The 14,196-nt window shown below is 61.8% G+C and carries 12 protein-coding genes, 1 tRNA gene and 2 pseudogenes; 8 read left to right on the forward strand and 7 right to left on the reverse strand.

Annotated elements, in window-relative coordinates:
* The first annotated feature begins 128 nt into the window (after positions 1 to 128).
* The 6 genes and pseudogenes from HPY67_01485 (at position 129) to HPY67_01510 (ending at position 6,002) form a co-directional block, all read left to right on the forward strand.
* Positions 129 to 1,613 carry a HAMP domain-containing protein gene (locus HPY67_01485; GenBank protein NPV03394.1) on the forward strand — a complete coding sequence of 495 codons (1,485 nt, stop codon included), beginning with the start codon at positions 129 to 131 and terminating at the stop codon, positions 1,611 to 1,613.
* A pseudogene (locus HPY67_01490) lies at positions 1,598 to 2,941 on the forward strand (sigma-54-dependent Fis family transcriptional regulator). The gene HPY67_01485 and the pseudogene HPY67_01490 overlap by 16 nt, the downstream one beginning before the upstream one ends.
* 552 nt (positions 2,942 to 3,493) lie before the next feature.
* A complete protein-coding gene (locus HPY67_01495) occupies positions 3,494 to 3,799 on the forward strand; it encodes a hypothetical protein (protein ID NPV03395.1) in 306 nt (101 codons plus the stop codon).
* Between the two features lie 436 nt (positions 3,800 to 4,235).
* Positions 4,236 to 4,445: pseudogene (locus tag HPY67_01500) on the forward strand (hypothetical protein).
* A 267-nt stretch (positions 4,446 to 4,712) separates the two neighbouring features.
* The gene (locus HPY67_01505) at positions 4,713 to 5,033 is read left to right on the forward strand and encodes a hypothetical protein (protein NPV03396.1); all 321 of its coding nucleotides are present in this window, start codon (positions 4,713 to 4,715) and stop codon (positions 5,031 to 5,033) included.
* Positions 5,034 to 5,228: 195 nt separating this feature from the next.
* Positions 5,229 to 6,002, forward strand: coding sequence for a M48 family metallopeptidase (locus HPY67_01510; GenBank protein ID NPV03397.1), 774 nt, complete (start codon positions 5,229 to 5,231; stop codon positions 6,000 to 6,002).
* A gap of 56 nt (positions 6,003 to 6,058) precedes the next feature.
* On the opposite strand, the gene HPY67_01515 is transcribed toward HPY67_01510, so the two are convergent.
* The 5 genes from HPY67_01515 to HPY67_01535 form a co-directional block, all read right to left on the reverse strand.
* Positions 6,059 to 6,135 (reverse strand) — tRNA-Met (locus tag HPY67_01515).
* Positions 6,136 to 6,221: 86 nt separating this feature from the next.
* Positions 6,222 to 6,767 carry an arginine decarboxylase, pyruvoyl-dependent gene (locus HPY67_01520; GenBank protein ID NPV03398.1) on the reverse strand — a complete coding sequence of 182 codons (546 nt, stop codon included), beginning with the start codon at positions 6,765 to 6,767 and terminating at the stop codon, positions 6,222 to 6,224.
* Positions 6,768 to 6,785: 18 nt separating this feature from the next.
* On the reverse strand, positions 6,786 to 7,643 hold the full coding sequence (gene speB / locus HPY67_01525) for an agmatinase (protein NPV03399.1): 858 nt from the start codon (positions 7,641 to 7,643) through the stop codon (positions 6,786 to 6,788).
* 97 nt (positions 7,644 to 7,740) lie between these two features.
* The gene (locus tag HPY67_01530) at positions 7,741 to 8,481 is read right to left on the reverse strand and encodes a UDP-2,3-diacylglucosamine diphosphatase (GenBank protein ID NPV03400.1); all 741 of its coding nucleotides are present in this window, start codon (positions 8,479 to 8,481) and stop codon (positions 7,741 to 7,743) included.
* The gene (locus tag HPY67_01535; GenBank protein NPV03401.1) at positions 8,478 to 9,164 is read right to left on the reverse strand and encodes a histidinol phosphate phosphatase domain-containing protein; all 687 of its coding nucleotides are present in this window, start codon (positions 9,162 to 9,164) and stop codon (positions 8,478 to 8,480) included. The genes HPY67_01530 and HPY67_01535 overlap by 4 nt, the downstream gene beginning before the upstream one ends.
* Positions 9,165 to 9,295: 131 nt before the next feature.
* On the opposite strand from HPY67_01535, the gene lptF reads away from it, so the two are divergent.
* Together lptF and lptG are read left to right on the forward strand one after the other, a co-directional pair.
* Positions 9,296 to 10,447 carry an LPS export ABC transporter permease LptF gene (gene lptF, locus HPY67_01540; protein ID NPV03402.1) on the forward strand — a complete coding sequence of 384 codons (1,152 nt, stop codon included), beginning with the start codon at positions 9,296 to 9,298 and terminating at the stop codon, positions 10,445 to 10,447.
* Between the two features lie 4 nt (positions 10,448 to 10,451).
* Positions 10,452 to 11,531, forward strand: coding sequence for an LPS export ABC transporter permease LptG (gene lptG, locus HPY67_01545; GenBank protein ID NPV03403.1), 1,080 nt, complete (start codon positions 10,452 to 10,454; stop codon positions 11,529 to 11,531).
* Between the two features lie 101 nt (positions 11,532 to 11,632).
* Here lptG and HPY67_01550 read toward each other — a convergent pair whose 3' ends face one another.
* Both HPY67_01550 and HPY67_01555 read right to left on the reverse strand, forming a co-directional pair.
* A complete protein-coding gene (locus HPY67_01550) occupies positions 11,633 to 12,889 on the reverse strand; it encodes an adenosylhomocysteinase (protein NPV03404.1) in 1,257 nt (418 codons plus the stop codon).
* Positions 12,890 to 12,957: 68 nt separating this feature from the next.
* Complete coding sequence (locus tag HPY67_01555) at positions 12,958 to 14,139, reverse strand: methionine adenosyltransferase (GenBank protein ID NPV03405.1); 1,182 nt, start codon at positions 14,137 to 14,139, stop codon at positions 12,958 to 12,960.
* Positions 14,140 to 14,196: the final 57 nt, after the last annotated feature.

Here is a 14,196-nt window from a genome sequence, read left to right on the forward strand (position 1 = left end):
AGTCCGCGTGCCGCAGCCGGTGCCGTTGACAGGCGCAGGGCTTTGATGTTAAGGGTGAAACCGGCGGCGAACCCCGGCCCTGCCTCCATGGCCGGCGCACCGGGCGCCGGGACGACGGACACGGACCTATGCTCAAAACCTTTTTTCTCGATCTCTCCCTCAACAAGAAGCTCATCCTGATGATGCTCTTGATGACCGCGGTTCTGCTGGTCACCCTGATCACCATCTACTGGCAGGCCGAGAAGAGCCTCATGGCCCAGATAGAGAGCCAGACGGCCGAGCTGGCCCAGGCGGTCCAGGTCGGTGTCGAGGAGGTGACCGGCGGCGCGTCGAGCGAGACCCGCCTCGAGAAGTACCTCTCGTCGCTGAAGACCAAGGGGATCAAGGAAATCTCCATCATCAGCAACGCCGACGAAATCATCGCAAGCACAAACCCCAACAAGGTCGGCACGCCGGTGAGCCAGAAGAAGAAGGAGCTGATCATCAAGGCCGAGCTCGGGGAACCGGCCGTCGACCAGGAGGGCAAGGCCTACAACGTCATCATCCCCGTCATTGCCGGCCAGGCGCATTACGGGTACATCCACCTGCAGATCAACGTCGAGAACCTGCAGGAAACGCTGCGCCGGAACACGACGAAGCGCATCCTGGCGGCCCTTGCCGTGTTCGCCGTCGGGATCCTGCTCTCCACGTTCCTCTCCGTCTGGTACACCGAACCCATTCACAACGTCGTCGCGGCGGCCCGCAAGGTGGCGGCAGGGGATCTCAACCAAAGCCTTCCCGTGGACCGCAAGGACGAGATCGGGGACCTGACCCAGAGCTTCAACTTCATGGTCCAACGACTCCGCGAGCACAAGAGGGTCGAAGAGAGGCTCCGGGAAGCGGAGCACCTGTCGGCCATCGGACAGCTCTCCCGGGGGATCGCGCACGAGATCCGAAACCCGCTGAACTTCATCAGCCTATCCATCGATCACATCAAGTCCAAGTATCGGCCTGCCGACGGCGCGGCCGCCGAGGGATTCGAGAAACTGGTGGACAGCATGAAGGAGGAAATCCACCGCCTCGACCGCCTCGTCCGGGACTTCCTCGACTACGGCAAGCCGCTCAAGCTCGATCTGCAGACATGCCCCATGGGGGAGCTGCTGGCCGATGTCGTCGAAATCGTCAAGGCAAAGGCGGAATCGGACCGGATCCAGATCGTCGAGAAATACTACGCCCTGCCGCAGCTCAAGCTCGACACCGAGCTCATGAAGAGCTGCCTGTTCAACGTGGTGACGAACGCGTTTCAGGCCATGCCGGACGGCGGTACCCTCACGCTCGCAACGGAGGAACGTGACGGCCGCTTCCTGATCCGGATCGCCGACACGGGAACCGGCGTGCCGAAGGCGGACCTCGACCGCATCTTCGAGCCCTTCTTCACGACCAAGAGCCAGGGCCTCGGCCTGGGGCTGGCCATGACGAAACGGGTCATCGAAGAGCACGGGGGGAAGATCGAATTCACGAGCGTCGAGGGACGGGGCAGCGAGGTGACGATCAGCCTGCCCCTGGCCCTAGCCGGTGAAGAGCCGCGCAGCGACGCAGTCCCGGGAGAGGAACAGACATGGCGGTCATCGTGATTGCGGATGACGAACCCCTCCAGCGCGAGATCCTCACGACCATTCTCGCCGACGAGGGATACGAGACCTATTCGGCCGCATCGGGGGAGGAGGCCCTGAAACTGGCAAGGGCCTACGAGCCGGACATCGTGCTCACCGATCTCAAGATGGGGAAGATGGACGGGATCGAACTGCTCGAGAAGCTCAAGGGCCTCAAGCAGCCCCCGACGGTGATTCTCATGACCGCCTTCGGGACCGTCGATTCGGCCGTCGAGGCGATGAAGAAAGGCGCCTTCGATTATCTCACGAAGCCCCTCGACAAGGAGGTCGTGATCCTGGCGATCCGCCGCGCCCTTGAGCGCAAGGAGCTGCTCAAGCACAATCTCGAACTGCGCAAGGCCCTCAACGACATGTTCAGCATTCAGGGGATCATCGGGCACTCGAAGGCCATCAAGGACATCATTCACATCGTCCGCAAAGTGGCCGACAGCCCCGCCACGGTGCTGATCCTCGGAGAGAGCGGTACGGGGAAGGAGCTGATCGCCAAGGCCATCCACTACAACAGCGGTCGCCGGGAGAAGGCCTTCATGGCCATCAACTGCGCGGCGATCCCCGAGACCCTTCTCGAGAGCGAGCTGTTCGGCTACGAGCCCGGCGCGTTCACGGGCGCCACGCAGCGCAAGAAGGGCCTCTTCGAGGCGGCCAGCGGCGGCACGATCTTCCTCGATGAAGTCGGGGACCTCCCCATGATGACCCAGTCCAAGATCCTCCGGGTCCTGCAGGAACGCGAGATCATGCGCGTCGGGGGGCGCGAGCCGATCCGGGTCGACGTGCGGATCGTCTCGGCCACCAACAAGGATCTGCACGAGGAGATGAAGAACGGGCGGTTCCGCGAGGACCTGTTCTACCGGCTCAAGGTCGTCACGATCCAGATGCCGCCGCTGCGGGACCGCAAGGAGGACATCCCCGACCTGGCGAATTTCTTCCTGCAGAAATTCAGCCACAACTTCGGCAAGAACGTCGTCAGGATCGACGAGGCGGCGATGAAGGCCATCGTCCACCACCCCTGGCCGGGCAATGTCCGGGAGCTGCAGTCCGTCCTGGAAAAGGCGGTCCTCATGTGCGAGACCGACACGATCGGCCTGGCGGATATCCGCGGGGAGCTGCGCTCGGAACCCCGGCCGGCCATGGGCATCGAGATCCCCGATGAGGGGATCGACCTCGAGGAGCTGGAAAAGGAACTCCTCGTCAAGGCCATGGCCAAGTCCAACAACGTCATCGCAAGGGCCGCCCGGCTCCTGGACATGAACTATGACGCCTTCTGGTACAGCTGGAAGAAGCACGAGCTCGAGTCACCGGAGAAGCGAAACGCCCTGAAGTGCATCATGCCTGTGGATATTCCCGACGTGGGGATCAGTTACGAGGAACTGGAGAAAGACCTGCTGCTCAAAGCCATGGAGAAGGCCAACAACGTCGGTGCCCGTGCTGCCAAGCTGCTGAACATGAGTTACCGGGCCTTTGCCTACCGGTGGGAAAAGTACGGGTTGAGCCGTCCGAATCAGGGCTGATTCCGCACTCTCGGCATGAAAGCCCGGGAAAATTCACATCAGGCTGAAATCACGGAATATTTTAAATATTCCCGCCGCTTGAGGCGATTTTCCTATTAAAGGTTTCTTCGAAATAATGCAATTTATTCTCTGAATATTGTAAGGCATATCTTGAATTTGTCCTGTCTTTCCCGAATGGGTGAGCCCCTTATCAAAAAAGTGCAAAACCCAGTTTTTTCGCCTGACGTCATATTTTCAAGTTATTGTTTATATTGAACAATCTTGTTACCCCCTTTCTGGCACGCTCCTTGTAGACTCCCGACGCAAGAATCGATGAAAGGAGGTGACAACTCAATGAAGAAGGTTCTCGCAATCCTGTTTGCCATGATGTTCGTGGTGGCGACGACGGGTCTGTGCTTCGCCCAGGCTGCCCCGGCAAAGGCCCCCGAGAAGAAGGAGGCTGCTCCGGCCCCGGAGAAGAAGGCTGACGACAAGGCCAAGAAGGCCGAGCCGAAGAAGGACGCCAAGAAGGCCGAGCCGAAGAAGGCAGAGAAGAAGCCCGCGAAGAAGGCCGAGAAGAAGGCTGAGCCCAAGAAGGCCGAGGCCAAGAAGGAAGAGCCCAAGAAGGCCGAGGAGAAGAAGGCTCCCGAGAAGAAGTAAGCTGCCGACGACATCATTTGAGTCTGGCACAAAGAGGGGTACTGGTAAGCCGGTGCCCCTCTTTTTTTTAATGTTTTCTTTCAGGAGACGCCGATTCGCATACACATTTCGGCCCATGGGCGGGATCCAGCGGGAAACGGCAGGATATCCAAACGGGAAAAGGTAACGTCGTTCCCATTCTCAAAGCCATTCTTTCCGATTAACGTGATCACGTTCCAAAAATCGGATGTTTCTTTCGAATAGTGTAAAGCTGGCCCGCGCCATCAGCATCGTAAGTTAATAACTGCTTGATTATATTCATTATTTATTCTTGACCGATCTGGCACGCTCCTTGATTCACCGTCGTTCAAGACCAATAGAAAGGAGGTGACAACGCAATGAAGAAGGTTCTCGCAATCCTGTTTGCCATGATGTTCGTGGTGGCGACGACGGGTCTGTGCTTCGCCCAGGCTGCCCCGGCCGCAAAACCGGCCCAGGAGAAGGCGGCAGCGCCCGCGGACAAGGCTGCCGATAAGAAGGCCGAGCCGAAGAAGGACGCCAAGAAGGCTGAACCCAAGAAGGCTGAGAAGAAGCCCGTGAAGAAGGACGCCAAGAAGGCGGAGAAGAAGGAGGCCAAGAAGGAAGAGCCCAAGAAGGCCGAAGAGAAGAAGGCCCCCGAGAAGAAGTAAGTGATCCGATCCGTATAATCAGGACAGGCTTACCCGGGGGCATCGAGGAATCGGTGCCCCCGGGTTGGCTTTAACGCGTTTGCAGTCATGCACGCTCTGTCCCCTCCCCATTTTTCCGCAAACAACGCCGTGAAGGATAAGCTGTGAATATCCGTTTGTTTTTTCTCGCAATCCTTCTCTCGGCCGGCCTTCTTTACGTGGCCTGCGGTCAACCTTCAGACCCATCGCCCTCCAAGCCGGCTGCGTTGGAAAAGAAAAATACCCTCGAGAAGAAGACCATTCGCGTCAAGCATCTCTCTGGTGAGGTCCTCGCCGTGAATCCCAAGGCAAAGACGATCACCGTCCGGGTGCGGGACGAGGAGATCGAACTGCAGTTCGATGATTTGACAGTCGTGAAGGTTGATCTCGACCGCCTGGAGCCCCAGCAGATCCCTGTAGGTTCCCGGGCTGCCGTGAAATACGTCGAGAGAAAGGGACGGCCCTTGGCAAGAGGGGTCTTCATCTCGACAGAGACGGCAGAGAAGAAAGAGTTTCAGCCCCAGTCGTCCCTCCGCGTCACCGCCTGAGACCCGAAGCGATCCCCCTTTGATTCCTTCCGCAAGGGCAGGACAGCCCATCCGGGTCCGCCCCGCCATTTGCATCCCCTATCCGTATCCGTTATGATAATGCAACAGACAATCCAACGATAAGGAGGCGAGATCATGAACTCGGCATCACGGCGAAGGTTCGTCAGGGCTGGGACGTTTGCCCTGTCCTTCTGCATGGCGCTTCTCATCGCTTCCTGCGCCAGCGCCCCCGTCACGGAGCGCAAGGGGCTGCACCTCGTGCCCGATTCCGAACTGACGGCGATGAGCTTTCAGGAGTACAACAAGGTCTTGAAAGCATCGAAGCTCTCGACGGACACGGCGAAAGTGGCCATGGTGCGCCGTGTAGGCCAGCGGATCGCGGCAGCCGCTGAAGAGCTCCTGGAGGAGACGGGCCGAGGCAGCGACATTAGGAGTTACAAGTGGGAGTTCAACCTGATCGAGGACGACAAGACGGTCAATGCCTGGTGCATGCCCGGCGGCAAGGTGGCGGTGTACACGGGCCTTCTTCCGATCACCCAGGACGAAAACGGGCTTGCCGTCGTCATGGGTCACGAGGTGGCCCATGCCATCGCCAAGCACGGCAACGAGCGCATGAGCCAGGCCCTGCTTGCCCAGTTCGGCGCCATCGGTCTGTCCCTGGCGCTTGCGCGGAGCCCCGGGCTCACCTCGGACATTTTCATGCAGGCCTACGGTGTGGGGGCCCAGGTGGGGTTTCTGCTCCCGTACAGCCGGATTCACGAGTCCGAGGCAGACCGTATCGGGCTCGTGCTCATGGCCAAGGCAGGGTACGATCCCCGGGTGGCGATCGGTCTGTGGCAGCGGATGAACGCCAAGGGCGGCTCGCGGCCGCCGGAGTTTCTATCCACGCACCCGGCACCGGAGTCCCGGATCCGCAACATCGAGTCCCTTATTCCCGAGGCCATGCAGTATTACAAGGGGCAGCGCTGAGGCCCGATTGCAGACAACAGAAAAGGGGCCGGGAATTCCCGGCCCCTTGGGGTTTCTGGTAGCGGGGGATGGATTCGAACCACCGACCTTTGGGTTATGAGCCCAACGAGCTACCTGACTGCTCCACCCCGCGTCGAGATTTGTTATGCTAGTATCGCAATCCGCATAAGTCAAGTGATTTTTCCGCAATCCTTCGTTTCGCGGGCTTTTCCGGCTTGTCTAGAATGCGAACACCGCCGCGGCGAGGACCGTGGTCCAGCCACCTTTTCTCGGCACGATGTAGGACTGGGTCACGTTTCGTGTCCGGACGATCTTGCCGCTGATCTTGAAGATCTCCTTGTTCTCGTCCCAGCTCTTGTCGACGTCGAAGTCGATGCCCAGGGTGGAGGCCAGCATGGCTGCCGCGAGGTCCTCGGCGTAGTCGCCGGCCTGTTTTTCCGTCTGGCCGAAGGCGTGATGTTCACTGATGTAGCCGTACTGCGACGTGTCCGCGGGGATCGCGCAGCCGACGGATGCCGCCAGCAGGCGGTAGGGCTCGTTGCTGGAGCAGCGGCTCATGACGCAGTAGGTGATCTCGCCCGGGGTCTTTTCCTTCAGGCCCTTGGCCTTGGAGATCATCTTGCAGCCGGGAGGGAATATGCTCGATACGTAAACCAGGTTGAATTTCTCGATGCCCGCATTCCGCAGGGCCAGCTCGAACGAGTGCAGCTCTTCCTTGTGCGTACCCACGCCCTTGGTGAAAAAGATCTTTTTCGGTACCCAGATATTCACGGCCGTTCTCCTTTATCTGGATTTTTGCGTCACGTATCCCATTATCCGGTATGCCAGCCTCGCCGCCAGGAAGTCGGGGGCCACCATGCCGGGGATGGGCGCAAGTTCGACGAGGTCGAACCCGACGACGTTCTTTTTGCGGCACACCTCCCGGAGCAGGTCGAGCACGTCGTGCCAGAACATCCCGCCCGGCTCGGGCGTTCCCGTCGCGGGCATGACGGAGGGGTCGAAGACATCGAGATCGACGGTGATATAGACGTCTTTCGACAGGCGGCGCAGCACTTTGCCGACCCATGCCGGGTCCCGGCGGATGGCCGCTGCGGGGAAAACGGGGACCGCCGCTTTTTTCAGATAGGAGGCCTCTTCGGCGCTCATGCTGCGGATGCCGGCCTGGACCACGGGGCAGAGCTCCCTCATCCGCCTGCCGATGCAGGCGTGACTGTATGGGGTGCCCTGGTAGGACATCCGCATGTCCGCGTGGGCGTCCAAGTGCAGCACCGAGAGTTTCGGGAACCGTTTCCGCGCCGCCCGGACCGCGCCCAGCGTGATGCTGTGCTCGCCGCCCAGCATGACGGGGATCTTCCCGGACCCGAAGACCCAGTCGACGGCCTCGACGATCCGCCCGAGCATCCCCTCCGGCCCCGAGGCGACGGCCTCGAGAGGCTCCATCGTGTGAATGCCCGCACGGTAGGTCTCCGCCTCGATCTCCTCGTCGTAGAGCTCCATGTTGCAGGAGGCTTCGAGGATGGCGGCCGGCCCTTTGCGCGTCCCCCCCTGGTAGGTCGTCGTGAGGTCGTAGGGGACGGGGATCACCGCAAACGCCGCGTTCTCGAGGACTTCGTATTGTTCTTCGATTCCGCCGAAATTCATGCGTTCGTCATCCGGTAAATTAAGACACGTTTGCTAACACATTCCGCACGGGCTGTCCAGATTTTTCATCCGATCGGGACGGCCGGCCGTCAGCGGCTCAGCAGGGGCAGCCGGGCCCTCCTTTCCAGAAGCGGAGTTCGAACCGCCCGTTCTCCAGGACCAGGTAGGACCGGTGGGCGAGCCAGTCGCCCAGCAGGGCGAAATGCGTCTGCCTGCCTCCGATCGTGCACGCGCGCAGCAGGGGCAGATGGCAGTGCCCGAGGATGACCGCATCGAATCCCTCGGCGAACTTTGCGAGGGCGAAGTCCTCCATTTTTGCGGCCAGGCACTCCTGCGGTTTTGCGAGGTACTCCTTGCTGGCGTCGGAGCTGCGGCGCGCCAGCGACCAGAGCACCGGCAGGGGCATCCGCTTTTGCAGCCGGTAGAAAAACGGGCTGCGCAGGAGCCTCCGCAGGGCCCGGTATCCCCTGTCGGAACGATCCACCAGGTCGCCGTGGGCGATGTAGAGAGTCTTGCCCCCCAGCACGAAACGGGCATCGCACGGGTACACCTCGATCCCGTGGTGCCGGGTGAAATAATCGGCCAGGAAAAAATCGTGGTTTCCCTCGAAGAGGTGGACCCGGACGCCTCCGCGCCGCATCGCGGACAGACGGTCGATGATGGGCTGAAACCCGGGGTACGCGACACCCTCCCGGGAGAACCAGAAATCGAACAGGTCGCCCGCGACGAAGAGGTGATCCAGCGAGCCCGCAACCTCCGCGAGGAACTCCAGGAGGCACGCGGCCGCCGTGTCGGCCGAATCGCGGGCATGGACGTCGGAAAAAAAGACGGCCCTCATCCCCTCTTCCGCGATCTGCCGGTTGCGGCGCCCATCGACGTCTTCTTTCGGACGATCTCCTCGGCGTTGCGGAAGACCCTGGCCGTCTCCGCCTCCGTGAGCCCTGCGCCGCGAGCGACACGGCGGGCGAAGTCCCGGCTGATGAGATCGCCGGGTGCGTGCGCATCCGTGTTGACCAGCAGGGGCGCGCCATGCCTGCGGGCCAGCGCCGCCACGTGGCCATTGGCCAGGCAGTGGCCCTTCCGGGCCGAGATCTCAAGGTGGATGCCCGCCTTGGCCGCCAGCTTCACCGTGTCCTCGTCGATCAGGCCCGGGTGGGCGAGGATATCGATGTCGGCCTGGACGGCGGCGAGGTTCGTGCCCTCGATGACGGGCTCCACAAGGGTCTCCCCATGGACCACGATGATCCGGGCCCCGGCCTTGCGTGCCTCCTTCGCCAGGGGGGGGATCCAGCGGGGCGGCACGTGGGTGATCTCGATCCCCGGCAGGACGAAGATCCCGTAGGCCTCGGAAATCTTGCCGCAGACCTGGGAAACCCGCTCGAGGATGAAATCGAAGTTGGAGTGGTCCGCGTGGTCCGTGACGGCCAGGGCGCGGTATCCGGCAACGGCGGCCCTCCGGGCCAATTCCGACGGGATCAGCTCCCCGTCGCTGAAGAGAGAATGCGTGTGCAGATCGATCATGGCACGACTCCTGCGGGCCCGCGACAGGGGCCCGTTTCCCCCACGGGCGGAAAGTATTCGTTGATTTACAGGATTTGATTGGATTAATAAAGAAAAAACTGATACTTGAAGCGCCAGGGCGGCACAAGGGCATGTTCAGCATCCTGAACCGGTACATCTTCCGTGAGGTCCTCTATCCCTTCCTCATGACCCTCTTCGTCTTCACCTTCGTTCTGATCATGGGGCGCATCCTGAGCCTCGTCGATCTCATGATCAACAAGGGGGTCAACTTCTCGGACATCCTCAAGCTGATTCTCTACCTTATGCCCGCGCTCATGCTGTTCACGATCCCCCTGGCTCTCATCATCGCGATCCTCATCGGGATCGGGCGCCTGTCCCGGGACAACGAGTTCACCGTCCTGAAGGCCTGCGGGCTGAGCCTCCACCAGATCGCGGCGCCCGTGCTGGCCATCTCCCTGATCGCGTTCGGCCTTTCGGCCCTGACCAGTTTTTTCCTCATCCCTCTGGGCAATCTCGAGGCGAAGAACCTCCTGTTTTCGATCGTCAAGCAAAAGGCGAGCGTGGGCATCAAGGAGAAGGTCTTCAACGACGATTTCCGGGGGATCGTCATCTTTGCGGACCGGATCCCCGCCCACGGTGATGTCATGGAGGGGGTCCTGCTCTACGACGACAGGACCGCCGAGGAGCCGAGCACGATCATCGCCGCGCGGGGCAGGCTGGTCTCGAACCCGCAGTCCCTGACGGTGACGCTTCGGCTGGAGGATGGCAGCATCCACACCGTCGATCCCCAGTTCAGGAACTACAAGAAAGTCGATTTCAGCACCTACGACGTCCGCCTCGACTTCAAAGGCTCGGCCGCCGACGAGCGCCGCGTCAAGTTCAGCAGGCTCGACGAGATGACCCTCTGGGACCTTCGCCGGGGGATCGACGCCCCGGAACCCCAGGGGCCGACGAGGCGCGAAATGCTCATCGAGTTCAACCAGCGGCTGGCGACCCCCTTCAGCTGCCTGATCTTCGCCCTGCTGGGCATCCCCCTGGGGATCCAGTCGAGCCGCTCGGGAAAGATGCGCGGCTTCACCATCGGGCTGTCGCTCGTCATGGTCTACTACGTGCTGCTGCTCTACGGGAAAGCCCTCGGCGAGACCGGGAAGGTGCCGGCCGTCATCGGGGTCTGGGCACCTAACGTGCTGTTCATGGCCGCGGGCCTTCACGTCTACGTTGCCCGGGCGCGGGAACGGGAGATCGTCCCGGAATGGCTGACCCTGCGGAAACGGAAAGGATGAGCGGATGACCGTGCTCGATCGATACATCTCGCGCGAATTCACCCTGACCTTCGTGTTCGTCCTGCTTGCCTTCCTGTGCCTCTACATCGTGGTGGACTTCTTCGAGCGGATCCGGATGTTCCTGAGCAACCAGGCGACCCTGGGCCAGATCGTGTCCTACCACCTCTACACGGTGCCCTCCATCGTGGCCATGATGATCCCGGCCTGCGTCCTCCTGGCCGCACTGATCACGTTCGGGCTGCTGTCGCGGAATCACGAGATCATCGCCATGAAGGCCAACGGGATCAGTCTCTACAGGATCGCGCTGCCCGTGACGGCCTTTGCGATCGCCGCCAGCGCGGTGAATTTTCTTCTCAACGAATTCGTCACCCCGGCGGCCAACTGGAGGGCAGAATACATCAAATACGTGGAGGTGCAGAAGAAGAGGGAGTGGGGGGCATTCAAGGAGAACCAGATCTGGTACAAGAGCCAGAACGCCATCTACAACTTCAAGCTCGTATCCCCCACGGAAAACCGCATCCAGGGCGTGACCATCCTCTACCTCGATGCCGGCTTCGGCCTCGTCTCCCGTATCGATGCCCGCGAGGCCCGCTGGACGGGTGAGGGCTGGGAGCTCCGCGATGTCCTCCGGACCACCTTCGCCGGCAAGGGCTTCCCGTCCATCGAGCGCCTGCCCGCGCTCCCCGTCGCGATCACCGAAAAACCCGAAGACCTTCGGGCTGTGCAGAAGAGCGCAGACCAGATGGGCTTCCGCGAGCTCAGGGACTACATCCGGAAACTGCGCCAGGAGGGCTACGATGCCACCCGCTACGAGACGGACCTGCACGGAAAGATCGCCTTCGTCTTCGTGAGCCTGATCATGGCCCTCATCGGCGTCGCCTTCCCGATGCGATCCGAGAGAAGCGGGGGAATTGCCCAGGGGATCGGGGTCGGCGTCATCATCGGCTTCTCCTACTGGATCGTCTTCGCCTTCACGCTGTCCCTGGGCCGGTCCGGTACGCTGCCCCCGATTGCAGCCGCCTGGGCGACCAACGTCATTCTCGGCATGGTGGCCGTCGTCATGTTCCGACGGGTCGACACCTAGGGCCGAGGGAACACCATGTCGGCCTCCGGAAAAACAAAAGCGGGATCGGGGGCTTGCCCTTCGATCCCGCTGTTTTCCCGCCCTGAGCCTTTCGCCCTGCGCTACGTGCCCATTTCCCAGGAACTCAGGTACCGTTTCTGCTCCGCCGTCAGGGTGTCGATCTTGACGCCCATGGCCGCCAGCTTGAGCCGGGCGATCTCCCGGTCGATGTCCCCGGGAACCGCGTAGACCTGCTTTTTCAGGGACTTGGCGTTCTTCGCCAGGTATTCCGCCGAGAGGGCCTGGTTGGCGAAGCTCATGTCCATGACGCTCGAGGGGTGTCCCTCGGCCGCCGCCAGGTTGATGAGACGCCCTTCGCCCAGGACATAGACCCTCCGGCCGTTTGTCAGGGTGTGCTCCTCGACGAACTCGCGGATCCTTCGCGTCTTTTTCGTGATTTTCCCAAGTCCCTCGAGATCGAGTTCCACGTTGAAGTGGCCCGAGTTGGACACGATGGCCCCGTCCTTCATCTTCAGAAAATGTTCCCTGCGGATCACGTTGATGTCGCCCGTGAGCGTGCAGAAGAAGTCCCCGATCCCGGCCGCCTCCGCGATGGGCATGACCCGGTAGCCGTCCATGACGGCCTCGAGGGCCTTCAGGGGGTCCACTTCCGTCACGACGACGTTCGCCCCGAGGCCGTGGGCCCTCATGGCGAGCCCCCGGGAACACCACCCGTAGCCGCAGATGACGAAGACCGAGCCGGCAATGAGGCGGTTCGTCGCCCGGATGATCCCGTCGATCGTGCTCTGTCCCGTCCCGTAGCGGTTGTCGAACATGTACTTCGTCTGGGCGTCGTTGACGGCGATGATGGGGAACCTCAGCACGCCCTTGGCGGCCATGGCACGCAGCCGGATCACGCCCGTCGTCGTCTCCTCGGTGCCCCCGACGATGCCGGGGATGAGGTCCCGGCGCTCCGAGTGGATCATCGACACGAGGTCGGCGCCGTCGTCCATGGTCAGGTGCGGCTTCATGTCGAGAACGGCATGGATGTGCCGGTAGTAGGTCCCGGTGTCCTCCCCCTTGATCGCGTAGACGGGGATGGAGTGGAACTTGACGAGGTACGCGGCCACGTAGTCCTGCGTGCTCAGCGGGTTCGATGCGCAGAGGCGCACCTCGGCCCCCCCGGCCTTGAGGGTTTCCATGAGGCTCGCCGTCTCCGTGGTGACATGGAGGCAGGCGCCCAGCCGCAGCCCCTTGAGCGGCTTCTCCTTCGCGAAGCGCTTCCGGATGAGGGCGAGCACGGGCATGCTCCGGTAGGCCCATTCCACGGCCAGCCTGCCCTGCTCCGCCAGTTTCATGTCCTTGACGTCGTAATCCATGCGGTCCCTTTCTCTTTTCACGGCGCCGCGTTCGGCAGCCGGGTACGCCGTCCTGCCGGGCGATGCGGTTACGCCTTGGCCAAGCGGCGGAGTTCCTTCACCTTGTCCGTCTTCTCCCAGGCGTACTTGTCCATGAAGAAGGTCCTCGGGAGCCTGCGGTAAACGTTTCCGTCCAGCAGGTTGAACTGCGTGATCATGCCCGCCGGGGTGAAGTCGAAGACCTTCGTGACGATCTGCTCCAGCTTGCGGTCCGACACCTTCCCGGTGCCGAAAGTGTTCACGTAGATCGAGAAGGGCCTGGCCACCCCGATGGCATAGGAGAGCTGGATGGAGCACTTCTCGGCAAGCCCGGCGGCGACGATGTTCTTGGCCGCGTAGCGGGCGCCGAAGGCCGCGGAGCAGTCAACCTTCTCGGGGGACTTGTTCATGACGGACCCTCCGCCGAGCTGTGCGCCGGGGAACCCCCCGTAGAACTGCACGACGAGCTTCCGGCCGGTGACGCCCGAATCGGCGGCGCTGCAGGAGTGGATCGCCTGCCACTCACCCGTGGGGTTGAAGAGAAACTCGGTCTTGCGGTCGATCCAGTCCCCCAGGACGTCGAAGCACATCTTCTTGGCGACGGCCTCGACTTCCTTCCTCTTGCCCTTGCCCACGTGGCGGTAGTCAATGGCGTTGGACATGAGGACCTTGACCACGCGCAGGGGCTTTCCCGTCTTGTCGTCGTATTCCACGCTGACCTGGCCCTTGCCGTCCGGCGCGAAGTAGGGGTGCTTCGTCTCCTCGAAGACCCGCATCATCCGATGGGAAAGAACATACGGCAGCGGCAGCAGCTCCGGGGTGTCCGAGCAGGCGTAGCCGTACATGATGCCCTGGTCCCCCGCCCCGATCTCCTTGAATTTCCCGAGATCGGCCCGGGTGCCGATGTTGATGTCCGGCGACTGCGGGATGATGGCGTTGAGCACACCCATGGACGCGCCGTCGAGACCGAGGCAGAAGTCGTTGTAGCCGATGCCGAGGACCGTATCCCGCACGATCCTCTCCACGTCCACGTAGCAGCGGGTCGAGACCTCGCCGCCGACGACGCAGAAGCCCTTGCCGAGGAAGACCTCGAGGCCGCAGTGCGGCATGTTGTACACCGTCAGGCCGAGCTTCTTCTCCTCGTCGAGAATCGCGGCGATGATGTTGGCGGCGATGGCGTCGGCCACGATGTCCGGGTGTCCGATCTTGATGCTCTCCGATGTGATCTGCATGCGCCCTCCATGGGTTGGGGTTTGTCATCGACTTCCATGCCGGTCCCGCTGCCTGCG

The organism is Syntrophaceae bacterium (assembly GCA_013177795.1).
In the GTDB taxonomy this organism is placed as follows: domain Bacteria; phylum Desulfobacterota; class Syntrophia; order Syntrophales; family UBA2192; genus UBA2192.

Excerpts from the sequence above, each read along its gene's own strand:
- HPY67_01485 (NPV03394.1), top strand. The coding sequence starts at position 129 with ATGCTCAAAACCTTTTTTCTCGATCTCTCCCTCAACAAGAAGCTCATC.
- HPY67_01495 (NPV03395.1), top strand. The coding sequence starts at position 3,494 with ATGAAGAAGGTTCTCGCAATCCTGTTTGCCATGATGTTCGTGGTGGCG.
- HPY67_01510 (NPV03397.1), top strand. The coding sequence starts at position 5,229 with ATGGCGCTTCTCATCGCTTCCTGCGCCAGCGCCCCCGTCACGGAGCGC.
- speB (NPV03399.1), bottom strand. The coding sequence starts at position 7,643 with ATGAATTTCGGCGGAATCGAAGAACAATACGAAGTCCTCGAGAACGCG.
- HPY67_01530 (NPV03400.1), bottom strand. The coding sequence starts at position 8,481 with ATGAGGGCCGTCTTTTTTTCCGACGTCCATGCCCGCGATTCGGCCGAC.
- HPY67_01535 (NPV03401.1), bottom strand. The coding sequence starts at position 9,164 with ATGATCGATCTGCACACGCATTCTCTCTTCAGCGACGGGGAGCTGATC.
- lptF (NPV03402.1), top strand. The coding sequence starts at position 9,296 with ATGTTCAGCATCCTGAACCGGTACATCTTCCGTGAGGTCCTCTATCCC.
- lptG (NPV03403.1), top strand. The coding sequence starts at position 10,452 with ATGACCGTGCTCGATCGATACATCTCGCGCGAATTCACCCTGACCTTC.
- HPY67_01550 (NPV03404.1), bottom strand. The coding sequence starts at position 12,889 with ATGGATTACGACGTCAAGGACATGAAACTGGCGGAGCAGGGCAGGCTG.
- HPY67_01555 (NPV03405.1), bottom strand. The coding sequence starts at position 14,139 with ATGCAGATCACATCGGAGAGCATCAAGATCGGACACCCGGACATCGTG.